This is a genomic window from Virgibacillus oceani (genome assembly GCF_041521345.1).
Classification (GTDB): Bacteria; Bacillota; Bacilli; order Bacillales; family Amphibacillaceae; genus Virgibacillus_N; species Virgibacillus_N oceani_A.
The window spans coordinates 15,076-29,364 of record NZ_JBGOHB010000046.1; the positions used below are offsets into that span (position 1 = coordinate 15,076).

Consider the following 14,289-nt stretch of genomic DNA (forward strand, 5'->3'; position numbering starts at 1 on the left):
GAAAATATCAGACTGCCCACAGCTACCCTGCTGGCCTTTTTTTAATTTGACAGATCGTTTGCCGAATAACATGCTGTTCTGCCGAAACACGCTGGAAATTTTCTAATAAAAATTTTATATGAGGCATATGTATGATGGTCTGGTGATAAGCTGGATTTTCCAAAATCAAACACTTGCCAATTCCCTGATCATCCTTTATAATTTATTTCTGTTGCCGAACTGTTCGTGTACGAACCATTTATAAGTTAAGGAGAATAAAGCATGGATCAAAGTGAAAAAATAAGTAAAATTCTAAGTTCCTTTCGCAAAGTTAATAAATATTTTTATAAGCAAATGTGGCATCATGCCAATGAATTAGGCGTTACTGTCGTCCAACTGAGATGTCTTAAATCCATATCAGACTTCCCGGATATCAGTCTGCTCGAGCTTACAGATAAAATGGAAATGAGTAAAAGCACTGCCAGCAGTGTAGTCGATCGGTTGGTGAGAGCGGGGCTTGTAAAAAGGGAGAAATCAAAAACGGACAGAAGAGCTGTTATACTTCAGCTCACTACATTGGGTAAGGAAAAAGAAAAGGAAGGACTTGCTTTATTTCATGAGCGTATCGAGCGGCTCCATGAATTAAGTAAGGAAGATGTTCAGCAATTGCTTCATCTTCATGACCAGATAGCCGAAAAGATTTCATTTGATGGAGATGACGAAATTGAAAGATAGAAGTGCGATTGTCGATACAGCAGACATACCAAAAATACCTATCATATTTGTTATGGTTATGGGGGCTTTTGTTGCAATATTGAACCAAACCTTATTAAATATAGCCTTGCCCGTAATGATAGTAGACTTGGATATGTCGGCGAATACTGCACAATCATTAACAACAATTTTTATGCTGGTTAATGGTATTTTAATCCCAATAACCGCTTTTTTAATGGAAAAATTTACAACGAGGCAACTGTTTTTAACAGCTATGTCCCTGTTTGCCTTAGGGACGCTTATTTGCGGAATTTCTTTTTCTTTCCCTTTACTCCTTGCTGGAAGGGTTGTGCAAGCAGCAGGCGCGGGAATTATGATGCCATTACTAATGAACGTTATATTAAGTTTGTTTCCGATTGAAAAACGGGGTACTGCAATGGGATGGATCGGACTGGCGATGATGTTTGCCCCTGCCATTGGTCCAACGCTTTCAGGGATCATTGTTCAATCTTTTTCATGGCGGGTGCTGTTTTTCATTATCTTGCCAATCGTGATTATAGATATTATTCTTGCCTATTTTCTACTGCGGAATGTAACGAGACTATCCAAACCGAAAGTAGACTATCTATTGTCCTTTCTACATTTGCATTCGGCGGATTGTTGTATGGATTCAGCGGCGCAGGGGAAATGGGCTGGAGTTCGCCCCTAGTGCTCGTTCCACTTGGAGTTGGGGCACTCGTGATGATTTTCTTTGTGACCCGCCAGTTGCGAATGCAGACACCGATGCTGGAATTTCGGGTATTCAAGTACAACATGTTCACATTAACTACGATCATTAGTGTGGTAGTGACTATGTCCATGTTTGCTGCGATGATCTTAATTCCAATCTATCTGCAAAATGTTCGTGGGTTCTCCCCGCTGGAATCCGGTTTACTTTTACTGCCGGGAGCCGTTTTATCTGCGCTTATGTCACCTATAACCGGAAGACTGTTTGACCGCATCGGTGCCCGTCCACTTGCACTTGTTGGACTTGGCCTGACAGCTATTACGACGTATATGTTTGCTGTCTTGACAGATGACACCGGTTATTACTACATGATGGTCGCTTATAGTTTACGAATGATTGGAATATCAATGATCATGATGCCGATTATGACAGCGGGGTTAAATCAGCTGCCCAAAAGTCTATATTCCCATGGTACCGCCATGGCCAATACGTTAAGGCAAATGTCCGGCTCCATTGGTACTGCCTTTTTAGTAACCGTAATGAGTGCCCAGGCAGCGAAGTATACCGCGGAGTTTATGCCATCAAATGGGAATGTATCAAATGAGCAGCTGGCCATCATTGAGAACCTGGCAACCATCGAAGGCATTAATGACGCATTTTTGGTATCCACTTTACTTGCTGTCCTGGCCTTTGTGCTATCTTTCTTTATCAAGCGGGTCAGACCACCGGAAAAAGAGGAAGAAGATATGGTAAAAGGACACTATCCTATCTCCAGTAATAAGTTTAGGGGACGGAAAGGAGCAACGGATTAATAACCAATGAACTCGGCTTCTCTTCCCTTTAAAATACGAAGCAGAAGCCAGGTTTTTCATATTGACACAAATCAGTCTCTGTTGTATGATATTTCTTGTGTGTAAAAGGGTGACGGTTAACCTGTTGCATAGCACATTTATTTCATGGCGGTGTAGCTCAGCTGGCGAGAGCGTACGGTTCATACCCGTAAGGTCGGGGGTTCGATCCCCTCCGCCGCTATTATAAAAGTAATCCAGGCCTTAGCTCCTTGCGTTGAAACCCTCACACCGGGTTTCTTCTTTTTTACTGCGACTATACCATTATCAAAAACCGGATGAGTATAAATAACAGCGCACCATATATGTGGTGTATAAAATATATTTTCCTATTTTTTGTTTCCTGGTAAGGTTATTCATTCCCTTATAAGTAACTAATCCCGGGAAAAACTTCCCCATAAGAAAAGATCTATAAAGAATTTAATCGGTTTCCCAATAAAACTGATCCCCGGCCAATACAACTCAATCATAAAAATTAAAATGAAACTAAATACCCTCATGATTAAAGGTCTTACGACGTACAGCTGCCATTTTCTTTGCCAGATACATGCCTTATTAAAAATTCCGTTTTACTATTTCTTTTTCCCAATCGTGTCTTAACTAACGTAAATACAAAAAAGCAGATCCCATTCATACCAAGATGATATGGGGTTCTGCTTTTTTAGTTTATATTACACAGAGCATTATCTATAGACAGCAAACTGCTATCCTCTATTAGCACCTCGACCTCCACGTTTGGATTCCGTATGCTTTTTCAAAGAGGCTAAGCGTTCATCAGAATCTTTGAGGAACTGATTCATTTTCGATTCAAATGTTTCTGTACGCCCACGATGATCTCTTTGTCGCTTCGGTCTATCCTTTGCTTTTTTAATGGACAATCCGATTTTACCATCTTTTTCGACATTAATTACCTTTACCGTCACTTCATCCCCAACAGTCAGGTGGTCATTAATGTCCTTCACATAGTTGTCGGCAACTTCACTAATATGGACCAGACCTGTCTTCCCTTTCTCCAGCTCTACAAATGCTCCAAAATTAGTGATTCCTGTTACCTTTCCCTGCAGCTTGCTGCCTACTTCGATTGACATAAAAAAAATGCTCCTCCTTAAAGTTTAAATACATTTCTATTATATTATAGCTAAGTAATCAAAAGTGTGTCAATATGACGGTTCCTCGTCAGGAAGTTGGAAAATTAATTCACCCTCTTTGGAGAAAAAATAATTAGTTCTTGCAATCTCCAGCACATAATCTTCATTCTCCAGCAAACTAATTTCTTCTTTCATGTCTTCCCCTTCTTTTTGCAGTACTGCCAGCTCGTCCTGAAGCTGTTCATACTCTTCTTGCTTCTCCGTATGTAATGCACGCTGATTCATGTGGTATGAAGCCATACTTCCAATTGCAATCACTGCAATAATAGAAAATAAAACAAGACGACGAATCAGCCGTTGCTTTTTTCGTTTCTGCCGCTCCACGTGTGCATCATACTGTTGCATGTAATTTGAATCAAGTCTCGTAACCGTTTTTTTCCTTTCAGACACAGCTCCTACCTCCTTCCTGACTTAACATATTCCCATATCTTATTACATATATTCTTCATTGTACTATAAAATCCTGCAATTTTGTGTAAAAATTTTTGAAAACGTTTAGGAAGAAGGTTGTAGAAGCCCTGAAATATCCATGTTAAGGGAGCAGCAATAATACGAAAAAGAAATTGAAGAACCGAAATAATGACTTTGAAAAGCCCTGTAATAATAGAAACAAACAGTATGAGGAGCCATTTTACCGGGTTAATGATCAATACGATAATAACCCGCTCCAAAAGTTTGTATATCGCTTTTATAATAAAAATAATTCTCTCCAGCAGGCTTTTATATAATTTGGCTGCAAAAACTTGATAGATGGAAAATCCTAACAAACATGCCAAAAAAATATATAATCTTAATTCTCCCCCATTAACCCGGTAAAGAACGTAAAATAAAATAAGTGTCTGGGTCAGCCAAAAGCTTGTCTCCATAATATAGGATAGAAACATTCTGCTTTTCCAGCTGTTGGCAAAACGGCGGAAAGTATCCAGTATAATGCCTAAATAAAAACCCCCGCCAGTCATGGCAAGCATCGTGATGAACTGCGTACTCAGCGTCATCTGAATAGCTTGCTAAAGAACCCTTTAGCTTTCTCCTGCTGATGTTCATCCACATAGGAAAGCTCATAAATTTTCCCTTTAATAACTACATTTCCTTCGCCAACATCCAGATTTTTCAACTGCAAATTATGTCCTCTGACAATTAAATAACCCATCACGGTTTCCAGCAGGAATTCTTCATTATCGAAGCTGTCTACTTCTTTTACTCCGCTGATTTCAAGGTTTTTTCGATTGTTGATTTTCACATAATGATCTGTTTGCACACGATTTATACTTTCACGATTCTCATAATAATTCATACAAAAGCCCTCCTTATCATTATTACTTTATGAAGGGAGGGACAAGGTTAGAACTTTTTTGATAGAAAAAAAGACTCAGAAATAGAGACAGGCTGGAAACAAGTTCTCTTAAGCGCGCTGTATTCTGCTTGTCAATTTACTGGAAACACCGTCACTGAAGATATAAATATAATTAAAGCAAGACAAATACAACCCAGAATAGGATCATGCCGCCCAGGATGAAACTGGCAACAAAGAAGATGGCAAATTGTATTTCGTTGATCATCTCTCGATTTACATAGTAAAGACCTAATCCAAGGGCAATCACAAATAGAGAGACACATATGATGACCATCATATTTACAAAGAAGATAAATCCACCGTCGAATAAATGATGCAGAAATCTGGATATTGGCTCACCAGTTACACCGGCTATTGCTCCTAATACCAATAACAGCCAAAGGGTTTTCAACTGTTTAGGCAAGTTTTTTCCTCCTTTAATACGAAACTTACAGCTATTCTAGCACAGAACGAAGCGAAGTCCAGATAAATGCGAAAACAAACATTCCTTCTTCATCAGTAGAATCATCCAATATAACTCCGCTTAGTTTGAAGCAAAAAAATCAAGGGAACAGTTTAGTTAGCTAGCAACTGTATAAAAAGGAAGGGAAATATCATGACGGCTGATCAAATTGGTTTTGCATTTTTATACTTAGGGCTTTTTTTAATCATCAGTAAATGGATTCGCATCCGTGTAAAATGGCTGCAATCCTTATTTATTCCTTCGTCGGTCATCGCTGGATTTATAGCCTTATTTCTCGGTCCGCAAGTTTTGGGCCACCTATTAGGTCAATTTGTTGGCGAGGATTCCTTTTGGACAAATGGCCTCATACCCGAGCCAACCATGAATGTCTGGGCGGAGTTGCCAGGATTGATGATTAACATTGTTTTTGCAACTTTATTTTTAGGGGTTGCCATTCCGGGACTCAAACGTTTATGGAATGTCGGCGGACCGCAGTTCGCGTTTGGCTGGACGATTGGCTGGGGTCAATACGTGATCGGTATTGTATTGGCTATCCTGGTGCTGGGTCCATTATTTAACATGCCGCCGGTTGCCGGGGCATTGATTGAAATAGCCTTTGAAGGCGGCCATGGAACGGCTGCAGGACTGCAAGGCACCTTTGAAGAAATGGGCTTCCCGGAAGGTTATGACCTTTCCATTGGTTTAGCAACGGTCGGCATTTTAAGCGGTGTGATTACCGGTATTATTTTGATCAACTGGGCCGTAAGACGAGGAAAAACGAAAGTCATCCAGGATACGAAAAGCTTCAGCTCCATCCGCAAACAAGGCATTGTTGAGTTTGAAAATCGTGAGCCGGCTGCGAAAATGACCGTACGGCCTGAATCGATTGAGCCGCTTTCATTTCATTTTGCGATCGTTGGGATTGCCATTCTCATCGGTTTTGTCATTTTGGAAGCATTAATTTGGCTTGAGGGCGTACTGACTGCTGATTCTGATTTTATGACATATATACCGCTTTTCCCGCTTGCCATGATCGGCGGGATTATTTTACAATTAGTTTTCAGTAAGGTCGATAAACAAGAGATTCTTGACCGGAAAATGATGAACCGGATCCAGGGCTTGGCACTCGATATTTTGATCCTCAGTGCGATTGGAACAGTTTCCGTTGATGTGATCGGCGACAACCTTTTTCCATTCTTATTGCTGGCAGCGGTCGGCATTATCTGGAATATCCTAGGCTTTCTCATACTTGCGCCACGTTTCATTCCATCTTACTGGTTTGAACGAGGCATCGGTGACTTCGGTCAATCCATGGGTGTGACGGCAACCGGGCTTTTATTGATGCGTGCCGCCGATCCGGATAATAAATCCCCTGCTTTTGAGGCATTTGGCTATAAACAGTTGGCATATGAGCCATTTTTGGGAGGCGGGCTCGTCACTGCTTTGTCTGTCCCGCTCATTTTCCAATTCGGTGCTATACCATTTCTGATTTTCTCGGTTATTATGTGTATCATTGGTTTGTTCACTGGCTTATTTTACTTTGGCAGAAAGAAAGCCTGATTGGAGAACTTTAGGAAAATAGAGTAACCTTGTAAAAGGAGAAAATAAAAACACCTTCGAATTGGTATATCAAAAGAATATTGATTCGGAGGCGTTTTATTTACGGTGTGTGATGAACTTGTAAGTGAACTTTTTTGCACCAGGAGAACCGTCCTAAGTTGCATTACCCGTCATGCAACTTAGAGGAATATTTGCAGGAGCTGGTTTGTGATAAAAGAATTCCAATAAAAGAATCCCTAATTATTCCACTGAACTGGACAACATATCCATTTGCTTTTTTATCTTTCGAATGGAATCATGGAAATCTTTCATTCTCCACTAAAATACGCTTGAAAATGCTTTCGAATAGGTTTCCCTAGCTCAGTACTCTTCTTAACAGCGTTACCTTCAACAAAAGATAACCAATGATCATCGGTTAAAAAGCTACGTACGAGCCCTTAGAACAAATCTTAAACGCCCAATATCTGTTTGACATTCATCATAGATCATAACTTAATTCCTTTCTATAGTAACGAGGAGTATGCTGCGTTTGTTTTTGAAAAGCATGATAAAAACTTGAGACGCTTTGAAAGCCTACTTCATAACAAATATCAATAATTGGCAGGTCAGTGGTTTTCAATAGATGAACGGCCTTACGCACACGTATATTCTCTAAATAGGAACGCGGTGTTCCTGATGTTTGTTCTTTAAAAAGTCGTCCTAAATAAAAGGGGCTTATACCGATGTTTTGCGCTAATTGCTGCAATGTAAGCTTTTCCTTATAATGCTCCTGAATATATGATTTTGTATCATTAATAAGATCCATTTTCGGATCAAAATTAAGCCTATCCGGCTGGCATCTTTTACAGGGACGAAAGCCTGCTCGTTTCGCATCCTCTGCTGTTTGGAAAAAGGTGATATTTTCTATGTTGGGATTTCTTGACTTGCAAGAAGGACGGCAAAAAATTCCGGTTGTTTTCACCGCATAGAAAAACAGGCCATCATATGAATAGTTACTGCTATTTGCAATTTTGACCATTTCGTTGAAAGAAAAATTTTCATGAACAACCATCCCGTTCAACTCCTTTTATTTAAAAAGAACATATAAACTGCATATATAGAAATGGCTACCAATGGAACAATGATGTATGATCGAAAAAATGGAAGCACAAGTGTACATAGAATAAAAGCAATCAATGAACACATCCAGGGCAAGGTTCCTTTTCTAAACAGTTTAACACCGGCAGCCATCGAAAGAGCATAAACAATAACTCCTAAGGACGTTGGAATAAATAAAATATCATTAAACGTTAGAGAAAGAGCATCTGTAATGAAAACGCCCGCCCCTGCGAACACAACAACAAACAAAACCATGCGTCTTGATATTTGAGTGTTTGGGTGTAACTTTGAAAAATAAGAAGGAAACGCCCCGTCTCTGCTCAGTGAATAGCCAAGCTGAGTCAAACTTGCAACAAATGCGTTTGCTGTTCCTGTACAAATGATAAAAGCAAGAATACCGGTAACCAATTGCGCATTCAAGCCAAGCGTATCATTCATAATAACCGCGATGGGCGATAAATTACTCTCCTCATTACCGTACGTCCCTGTTCCAATGGTTATAAAACTAAGGGCAAGAAAAAGCACGCCGATAATGATGGCACTAATAATGGTACTTCTAACGATGTTTTTACTTGGATGCTTAAAATTGTTTGCAAGATTGCTAATTGCCTCCCAGCCAAAAAAAGCCCAAAAAATAACGGTTACTGCTGACCCGATTGAACCACTTTCTGTAGGAAGAAAAGGGATAAATTCATCCAAGCTTATACTGGGAATAGCCAACACAATCGTTGTTACTAACAGAAGGAATAAACATCCACTTAACAGTAATGCTATTTTACCACTTACTCGAATGCCATAATAGTTCGTGATCCCGGCAATAACCAATATCATTATGGCAGAAAACGTTATTTGAATCTGGGAAAAATCGAAGGCATTCCCTAAATAGTAAGCTCCTGTTAAGGCAACGATCGTCTGTCCAACTGCTGCTGTGATAAAATAGAACCAACCAATAATATTTCCTGCATGTTCCCCAAATGAATACCTTACAAAAGTGGCAGCCCCTCCAGCGTCCGGGTATTCTCTTGCTAAGCAAGCAAACGAATAAGCCAGTGGAAAGCTAATAATGATCACGATCATCCAAGATAATATAGACGCCGAACCGGCTATATCTGCAGTAACACCGGATAAAAAAAGTACACCTGATCCTAAAACGGCTGCAATATATAAAGCAATACCTTGAAATAATCCAATTGATGCATTGTGCATGCAGTCACCTCGTTTCTACATGCAGTATAACAATGTCGAATTAAAAGACGCTTCCGGTTTTTTGCGGTTTAATTTGGTGAAGTTTCGGTTGCAGTTTTTAGGTGTTGTTTTAGCCGTTGTTTAATTAACTTTTAATATTTTTATAGGTTTAGTATTCATGAGAAAGAAAAGTTGTAGTATTCCGTAAGTTACTGCCCCGCTACCTCGTAACCCCCTGAAGCTTGCGTATGTAAAGGATTTGTCCAATATGATAAGAATCATGCATTGCCATGTCTCCAAGAACAACCTTTAACGTCGTTCCATCATCATCAACGACTTTATCAAACTGAGAATCATCTAATTTAGAAACTTCTTCCTGCATTTTCTCAAAAAGCTTATAGGTTTGTTCCATTGTACTTTGCCAACCAGCTTCATCTTTCCTATCGCCAGGATTACCAAATGTATCGTTATTTTCTATAATCGCTTGATTTCGATTTCTCCCCTCAAGCTGATCAAGCATACGAGTATTCCAATAAACCAAGTGGTTAACAATTTGCCAGATGGAATGTCCTTCTTTCGATGGCTGCCAAGATGCCTGTTCGGCAGTTAATTCTTTGATAGCATCCATCAGAGGTACAAATCCAACCTCTTGTTTAAATCGAAAATGAAATAATGATAAAACCATTTCTTTTGTTGTCATAGGAATGCTCCTTGTAATGTGGATTTATTATTTTTCGTAACAAAAACCGGCTAAATAGTTGAAAGAATGCCATAACATCATCAAAAAAATAGAATACAAGATCTGAATAAAGAAGAAGGATGGACTAATTTAGTTAGGCTATGTTGAAATTTTTCCATGTTTCTTTTGTATTTAAAGGGTTTCTATTCAATAAGAATGTCATCATAAAAACCCCCTAAATATTTTGTCTCTAATTCAATCTCTTTTACTGTCTTATCCAAATAAACTTTATAAGCCTTGGCTTTTGGTCTTGAACGAACGATTTCACTTAATTCCTGATCAATATAATGAAGGGCAACACCGTCGTCTGCAGCAATGCCAGATTGTATTTTTCCTTTAGTTACAAGTTCCTGATAAGATGGTCTTCTATTTACTTCCCCATCATAATGAGGGCAATGACTGCCTTTCAGGAACCCTAAACACTTTATCGGTTCAAGATCATCTCCATACGAATCAGTAACTCCTTCTTCAAACCAGCATATTGAACCTGCACTGATTCCAGCTAATATTATCCCTTGTTCCCAAGCCTTTTTTAACATCGCATCCAGTCCCCACTCTTTCCATAAAACCAATAAATTCCTGGTATTACCGCCACCAACATAAATTATATCTTTATCTAATAGAAAACCCTCTAAGTCCCTGGTCGGGGGTTTAAATAATGATAGATGTGATGCCTGACAAATTTGCTTTTCAAAGAAGTTATAAAACCTTGATATGTAGTTATCTGAATCTCCACTTGCAGTAGAAATAAAACAAATTTTGGGGCTCACTTTAACTGATTGATTTAGTACATATAAATCTAACAAAGGGTTGTCTGGTTCCATAGAGAATCCCCCGCCCCCAAGAGCAATCACTTGCCTCATGTTCATACTTCCTTTCGATCCGAAGCTATAGTCTATATGATTTTATTTCCTTTACCTTTCCAGACTTTGCAGTATTACTAAACGTATATACATCGCAGAAATCAACTTTTCTACCATCTGCTAATGAAATCACACCATTTATTGAAGCGAATTTCCCATGAGTTATCACTTGGTAAATCTCAAGGCAATCAATATCGTTTTTATTTTCAACCTGCAAAGTAGTAATAAATGAACGTTGGCCTTCAATTTTTTTATTATCTTTTAATTGATACCATATTATAGATTCATCTGCATATTCCGTGATGATCTCATTTTGCTGCTTTAATATAGCTACTGTAAAATCAATGATTATTTGTTTCCTTGGAGCATTGTCGCATCCTTTTGGAATGATAAGGTTCATTTTATTTTCAGGACTGTTCAATATTCAACCTCCTACAAGAATCAATTATATTAGGTGTATTATTGACTAGATAGGTAAAAGCTGTTGTTTATAAGTTAAACCTATTTAACTCACCAATAATTAAAGGTATTTCCTCCAAATCCTCAACTACATAATCGGCTTCCACATCATCCCATTGATAATCTCTTTTCCAGATCCCTTTCATCCCGACACTTTGAGCAGCCTTTATATCTTTTTCTGGGTGGTCGCCAACAAATACACATTCATCAGGTAAAACGTATAGCTCATCTGAGGCCTTTTTGAATAGTTGTGGATCAGGTTTTTTCATTCCTTCCCATTCGGATATAAGTATTGTTTCGAAATAACTTTGAATACCCAAAGTCTTGATATTATCCATTTGAAATTGTCCTTTGCCATTTGTAATCATACCAAGGACAAGGCCATTATTCTTCAACTCTTCTAACACCTTAATAAGATTAGGGAACGGCACACAACTATTCTTAAAATTCCCCATATAATCTTGAAGCATTTCTTCCCAAGTCAATCCTTTACTGTCAAAATCATCAATTAACTGTTGATACACTTTATCCTTCCATACGTATCCTCGTTGATCAAGTTCTATAAATCTCGTTATGTATTTATCTTTTGGCACATGGTTAACCCATTTATTTAATCGTTCGTACTGCTTGTCTATAAATATTGCTACTGACTCATCTCGATTCAGCAACGTTCCATCTAAATCAAATATGACAGCCTTAATCAAAGTTTCACCCCCGTCTAATTGTAAGGAGCTACAAGTTCCACTTTAATTCTGTCCGGATCTTCAAAGTAAACAGCGTAATGGTCTTCTCCTCCAGCGAATGGATGCTGCTTTTTATAAAGTATGGTAGTCCCTTTGTTTTTTAATTTTTTGGTCATATCATCAACATGATGGCGTGAATGTGCGTGAAATGCTAAATGATTTAGACCGACACGACTTCGATGATAAGGAACGTCCAGAAACCGCTCTTCTGTTTGAACAAAAACGATGTAAGTATCTCCTATTTTCCAACTTTGTCCGCTTTCCCATTTTTGAAAAGGACTGTATCCTAATTCTTCAAGAAACCAACCCCAAAAATCAATTGACCTTTTTAAATCAGAAACATATATCTCAATATGGTGAAGTAAACCTTTTGACAAGATTAGTCCTCCCTCTATATTCCGTTAAAGCTCTCGTTAATACCTCAAATTATCTATTAAAACATATTATGCTATTTCGCATACCCAATATTTTTCTTCTGCTCACTAATATTCAGTCCAGGATGATACTTCTCAACTAATGTAATTACCTCTCCAATCAATACTTCCAATTCTTGTACAGCATGCTGCGGATCGCCTATCAATATATTTGTCATTCTGTCATGAAGCTTTTTCGGTTTAACCTGCATTAGTTCAATATTGAACCGCATCCACTTAAAATCAGGGTGATGGACGTACATATGATTTAAACCAAACAAAACACCAAACAGTTGCTTTTGTACTCCGCAGATAACATCATAAAGCATTAGCCAGTCTTGCCTTTTTAATAGGGCATGTCGGTTATTCCATCGATTACTCAGCCAAAGATTTTCAGTAATCATTTGTTTGGACAATTCTGTTGGATAATTGGCAACCCTATTTTTTAACGCATTAACTTTTTCTTCTCTAAAAAGGGTAATACCATTATCAATAGATGCTACAATACACTGTTTGTCGAAATCAGTTTCGTATTCATCAAGCACATCGGAAATAAAACGATCAACTGTTGCAGACAAAAAGCTGCTTATCTCAAATTTAATGCCATCCTGGTCCAAATAAGCTTCAGACCACTCTTCTTCTTCATAAGGATGATACGACAGGATGGTCCCCTTAATTTCTTCAATGGGCCCTTGGCGATCCTTATCTGTCGGGGAAGATGACCACAAAATATGTAATTCTATATCTGAATGCTCATCCTGCAGGTTCCTTGAAACAGAACCTGCCAAAATAATAGCTTCTACTTTCGGGTTTTTCATATATAACGCTAACATGTCTATTGATTTTTTATATAAGTCCATTTGCTTACTCCCAACTTTTTATTCACAGTGCAGCATGTTCTGCTCTTTTTCAACCATCGAATTTGACCTTAATAGAGACCATTGTGTAAGACTTTATTTTAATTTAATAGTCGGTGTATGATCCACTTGAAATGTTGATTTCTCCCAATTCAATACGATTACCATCGGGATCATTAAAAACGGCAATGGTACCCCAATTAAAAGTTAAACTGCGTTTTAAAAATGAACACCACGTTCTTCCAGTTTTTTCACAACAGTAACTAACGATTCGACATCAAAACGAAGGACAGTGGGATTTTGACTGCTGGATTTTTCTTGCCTTGACCACGCGCCTCCCTGATCAACCATTAAATAACCATTGGGAAGTTCAAATGTAACCAATGACTCTATTTCATTTCTTACTGGCAATCTTAATACATCTCGATAAAATGTAACACAATCATCGTAATGTTCAACAACTAGAATGAAACCAAACTCGTGGAAACTGCATATGTTTCCCTCGATTTTCCAATAACATGCCCCTACTCTTGAAGAACGCCTTTCACTTGTTCAAAGTGATGAATGTCATGCTTGACCAGACCGTTAAAGTATTCAAACAAATTTAATCTTGTTTCTCCAATAACTAACGCTTCTTCCCAGCGACTATTTGGTATCTCATCAATTGCACTAAGGAGAGCACTTCTTACCAATATAAATTCATCTATCATAACTTTCTTGTCTTGCTCTCTGGCTTTTAAGGCAGATTTTGCATTTATTGTATTTGCATCAGGACCTTTTGGCAGTTTGCCGTCTGTAAATAAGTAAGGAATTCGCTTATGTAAGACAAATTCATCCCATGGAATCAAGTGGCCAATTACTTCTGCTACAGTCCACTTACCTTTTCCTATTTCCGTTCTCCATTGATCTTCTCTTATGGTATCTAAAGATCGGACAAACGCTATAGCCTTCGTATGATGTTGAACAATTTCCGTTTTTCCTTCTCCCACGAAATCAACTCTCTTTGTTAACAAAATTATTCAATGGTTTAACCCACTAGCATTGCATTAATTAAAACTAAAAATTAGGAATGGGCAAAATTTTCGTTAATTTACTGTTATCCAAAGAAAAAGTCCTTTATAATGGATATAGTCAGGTGGTAACCCGTCCAAATCCACTAA

Annotated in this window: 17 protein-coding genes, 1 tRNA gene and 1 pseudogene; 4 read left to right on the forward strand and 15 right to left on the reverse strand. The window is 38.3% G+C overall.

Annotation, left to right across the window (positions count from 1 at the left end; translation table 11 throughout):
- Positions 1-261 precede the first annotated feature (261 nt).
- The 3 genes and pseudogenes from ACDX78_RS21685 (at position 262) to ACDX78_RS21695 (ending at position 2,452) form a co-directional block, all read left to right on the forward strand.
- Entirely contained in the window at positions 262-714 is a 453-nt protein-coding gene (locus ACDX78_RS21685) for a MarR family winged helix-turn-helix transcriptional regulator (RefSeq protein WP_486030723.1), read from the forward strand.
- Positions 695-2,232 (forward strand): annotated as a pseudogene (locus ACDX78_RS21690) (MDR family MFS transporter). The gene ACDX78_RS21685 and the pseudogene ACDX78_RS21690 overlap by 20 nt, the downstream one beginning before the upstream one ends.
- Positions 2,233-2,378: 146 nt before the next feature.
- A tRNA-Met gene (locus ACDX78_RS21695) sits at positions 2,379-2,452 on the forward strand.
- Positions 2,453-2,972: 520 nt separating this feature from the next.
- Here the strand turns inward: ACDX78_RS21695 and ACDX78_RS21700 are convergent.
- The 5 genes from ACDX78_RS21700 to ACDX78_RS21720 form a co-directional block, all read right to left on the reverse strand.
- On the reverse strand, positions 2,973-3,356 hold the full coding sequence (locus tag ACDX78_RS21700; protein ID WP_486030725.1) for a S1 domain-containing RNA-binding protein: 384 nt from the start codon (positions 3,354-3,356) through the stop codon (positions 2,973-2,975).
- Between the two features lie 69 nt (positions 3,357-3,425).
- Positions 3,426-3,806 carry an FtsB family cell division protein gene (locus tag ACDX78_RS21705; protein ID WP_486030727.1) on the reverse strand — a complete coding sequence of 127 codons (381 nt, stop codon included), beginning with the start codon at positions 3,804-3,806 and terminating at the stop codon, positions 3,426-3,428.
- A gap of 5 nt (positions 3,807-3,811) precedes the next feature.
- Positions 3,812-4,411 carry a spore cortex biosynthesis protein YabQ gene (yabQ, locus tag ACDX78_RS21710; RefSeq protein WP_486030729.1) on the reverse strand — a complete coding sequence of 200 codons (600 nt, stop codon included), beginning with the start codon at positions 4,409-4,411 and terminating at the stop codon, positions 3,812-3,814.
- Entirely contained in the window at positions 4,408-4,710 is a 303-nt protein-coding gene (gene yabP / locus ACDX78_RS21715) for a sporulation protein YabP (protein ID WP_461183730.1), read from the reverse strand. The genes yabQ and yabP overlap by 4 nt, the downstream gene beginning before the upstream one ends.
- 172 nt (positions 4,711-4,882) lie before the next feature.
- Complete coding sequence (locus ACDX78_RS21720; RefSeq protein WP_486030731.1) at positions 4,883-5,173, reverse strand: hypothetical protein; 291 nt, start codon at positions 5,171-5,173, stop codon at positions 4,883-4,885.
- Positions 5,174-5,365: 192 nt separating this feature from the next.
- On the opposite strand from ACDX78_RS21720, the gene ACDX78_RS21725 reads away from it, so the two are divergent.
- On the forward strand, positions 5,366-6,772 hold the full coding sequence (locus ACDX78_RS21725; RefSeq protein ID WP_486030733.1) for a sodium/glutamate symporter: 1,407 nt from the start codon (positions 5,366-5,368) through the stop codon (positions 6,770-6,772).
- 478 nt (positions 6,773-7,250) lie between these two features.
- Here ACDX78_RS21725 and ACDX78_RS21730 read toward each other — a convergent pair whose 3' ends face one another.
- The 10 genes from ACDX78_RS21730 to ACDX78_RS21775 all read right to left on the reverse strand — a co-directional run bounded on the left by ACDX78_RS21730 (position 7,251) and on the right by ACDX78_RS21775 (position 14,118).
- Positions 7,251-7,823: a bifunctional transcriptional activator/DNA repair enzyme AdaA gene (locus ACDX78_RS21730; protein ID WP_486030735.1), complete on the reverse strand. Its 573-nt coding sequence runs from the start codon at positions 7,821-7,823 to the stop codon at positions 7,251-7,253.
- A 5-nt stretch (positions 7,824-7,828) separates the two neighbouring features.
- Positions 7,829-9,076, reverse strand: a complete 1,248-nt coding sequence (locus ACDX78_RS21735) for an APC family permease (protein WP_486030737.1) — start codon at positions 9,074-9,076, stop codon at positions 7,829-7,831.
- A 199-nt stretch (positions 9,077-9,275) separates the two neighbouring features.
- Positions 9,276-9,755 (reverse strand): DinB family protein, encoded by a 480-nt coding sequence (locus ACDX78_RS21740; protein ID WP_486030739.1) that lies wholly within the window; start codon positions 9,753-9,755, stop codon positions 9,276-9,278.
- 182 nt (positions 9,756-9,937) lie between these two features.
- Complete coding sequence (locus tag ACDX78_RS21745) at positions 9,938-10,657, reverse strand: Type 1 glutamine amidotransferase-like domain-containing protein (protein WP_486030741.1); 720 nt, start codon at positions 10,655-10,657, stop codon at positions 9,938-9,940.
- Positions 10,658-10,682: 25 nt separating this feature from the next.
- A complete protein-coding gene (locus ACDX78_RS21750; protein ID WP_486030743.1) occupies positions 10,683-11,078 on the reverse strand; it encodes a hypothetical protein in 396 nt (131 codons plus the stop codon).
- A gap of 67 nt (positions 11,079-11,145) precedes the next feature.
- The gene (locus tag ACDX78_RS21755) at positions 11,146-11,820 is read right to left on the reverse strand and encodes an HAD family hydrolase (protein WP_486030745.1); all 675 of its coding nucleotides are present in this window, start codon (positions 11,818-11,820) and stop codon (positions 11,146-11,148) included.
- Positions 11,821-11,834: 14 nt separating this feature from the next.
- The gene (locus tag ACDX78_RS21760) at positions 11,835-12,236 is read right to left on the reverse strand and encodes a VOC family protein (RefSeq protein WP_486030747.1); all 402 of its coding nucleotides are present in this window, start codon (positions 12,234-12,236) and stop codon (positions 11,835-11,837) included.
- Positions 12,237-12,307: 71 nt separating this feature from the next.
- Positions 12,308-13,132, reverse strand: coding sequence for a DUF4037 domain-containing protein (locus ACDX78_RS21765; RefSeq protein ID WP_486030749.1), 825 nt, complete (start codon positions 13,130-13,132; stop codon positions 12,308-12,310).
- Positions 13,133-13,348: 216 nt separating this feature from the next.
- Positions 13,349-13,540, reverse strand: a complete 192-nt coding sequence (locus ACDX78_RS21770) for a hypothetical protein (RefSeq protein WP_486030751.1) — start codon at positions 13,538-13,540, stop codon at positions 13,349-13,351.
- 113 nt (positions 13,541-13,653) lie between these two features.
- Positions 13,654-14,118 (reverse strand): DinB family protein, encoded by a 465-nt coding sequence (locus ACDX78_RS21775; RefSeq protein WP_486030753.1) that lies wholly within the window; start codon positions 14,116-14,118, stop codon positions 13,654-13,656.
- Between the last annotated feature and the right edge of the window lie 171 nt (positions 14,119-14,289).

Coding starts and splice junctions, on each gene's coding strand:
- ACDX78_RS21725 (WP_486030733.1), top strand. CDS start 5,366: ATGACGGCTGATCAAATTGGTTTTGCATTTTTATACTTAGGGCTTTTT.
- ACDX78_RS21765 (WP_486030749.1), bottom strand. CDS start 13,132: ATGGACTTATATAAAAAATCAATAGACATGTTAGCGTTATATATGAAA.
- ACDX78_RS21700 (WP_486030725.1), bottom strand. CDS start 3,356: ATGTCAATCGAAGTAGGCAGCAAGCTGCAGGGAAAGGTAACAGGAATC.
- ACDX78_RS21745 (WP_486030741.1), bottom strand. CDS start 10,657: ATGAGGCAAGTGATTGCTCTTGGGGGCGGGGGATTCTCTATGGAACCA.
- yabQ (WP_486030729.1), bottom strand. CDS start 4,411: ATGACGCTGAGTACGCAGTTCATCACGATGCTTGCCATGACTGGCGGG.
- ACDX78_RS21740 (WP_486030739.1), bottom strand. CDS start 9,755: ATGACAACAAAAGAAATGGTTTTATCATTATTTCATTTTCGATTTAAA.
- ACDX78_RS21685 (WP_486030723.1), top strand. CDS start 262: ATGGATCAAAGTGAAAAAATAAGTAAAATTCTAAGTTCCTTTCGCAAA.
- ACDX78_RS21730 (WP_486030735.1), bottom strand. CDS start 7,823: ATGGTTGTTCATGAAAATTTTTCTTTCAACGAAATGGTCAAAATTGCA.
- ACDX78_RS21735 (WP_486030737.1), bottom strand. CDS start 9,076: ATGCACAATGCATCAATTGGATTATTTCAAGGTATTGCTTTATATATT.
- yabP (WP_461183730.1), bottom strand. CDS start 4,710: ATGAATTATTATGAGAATCGTGAAAGTATAAATCGTGTGCAAACAGAT.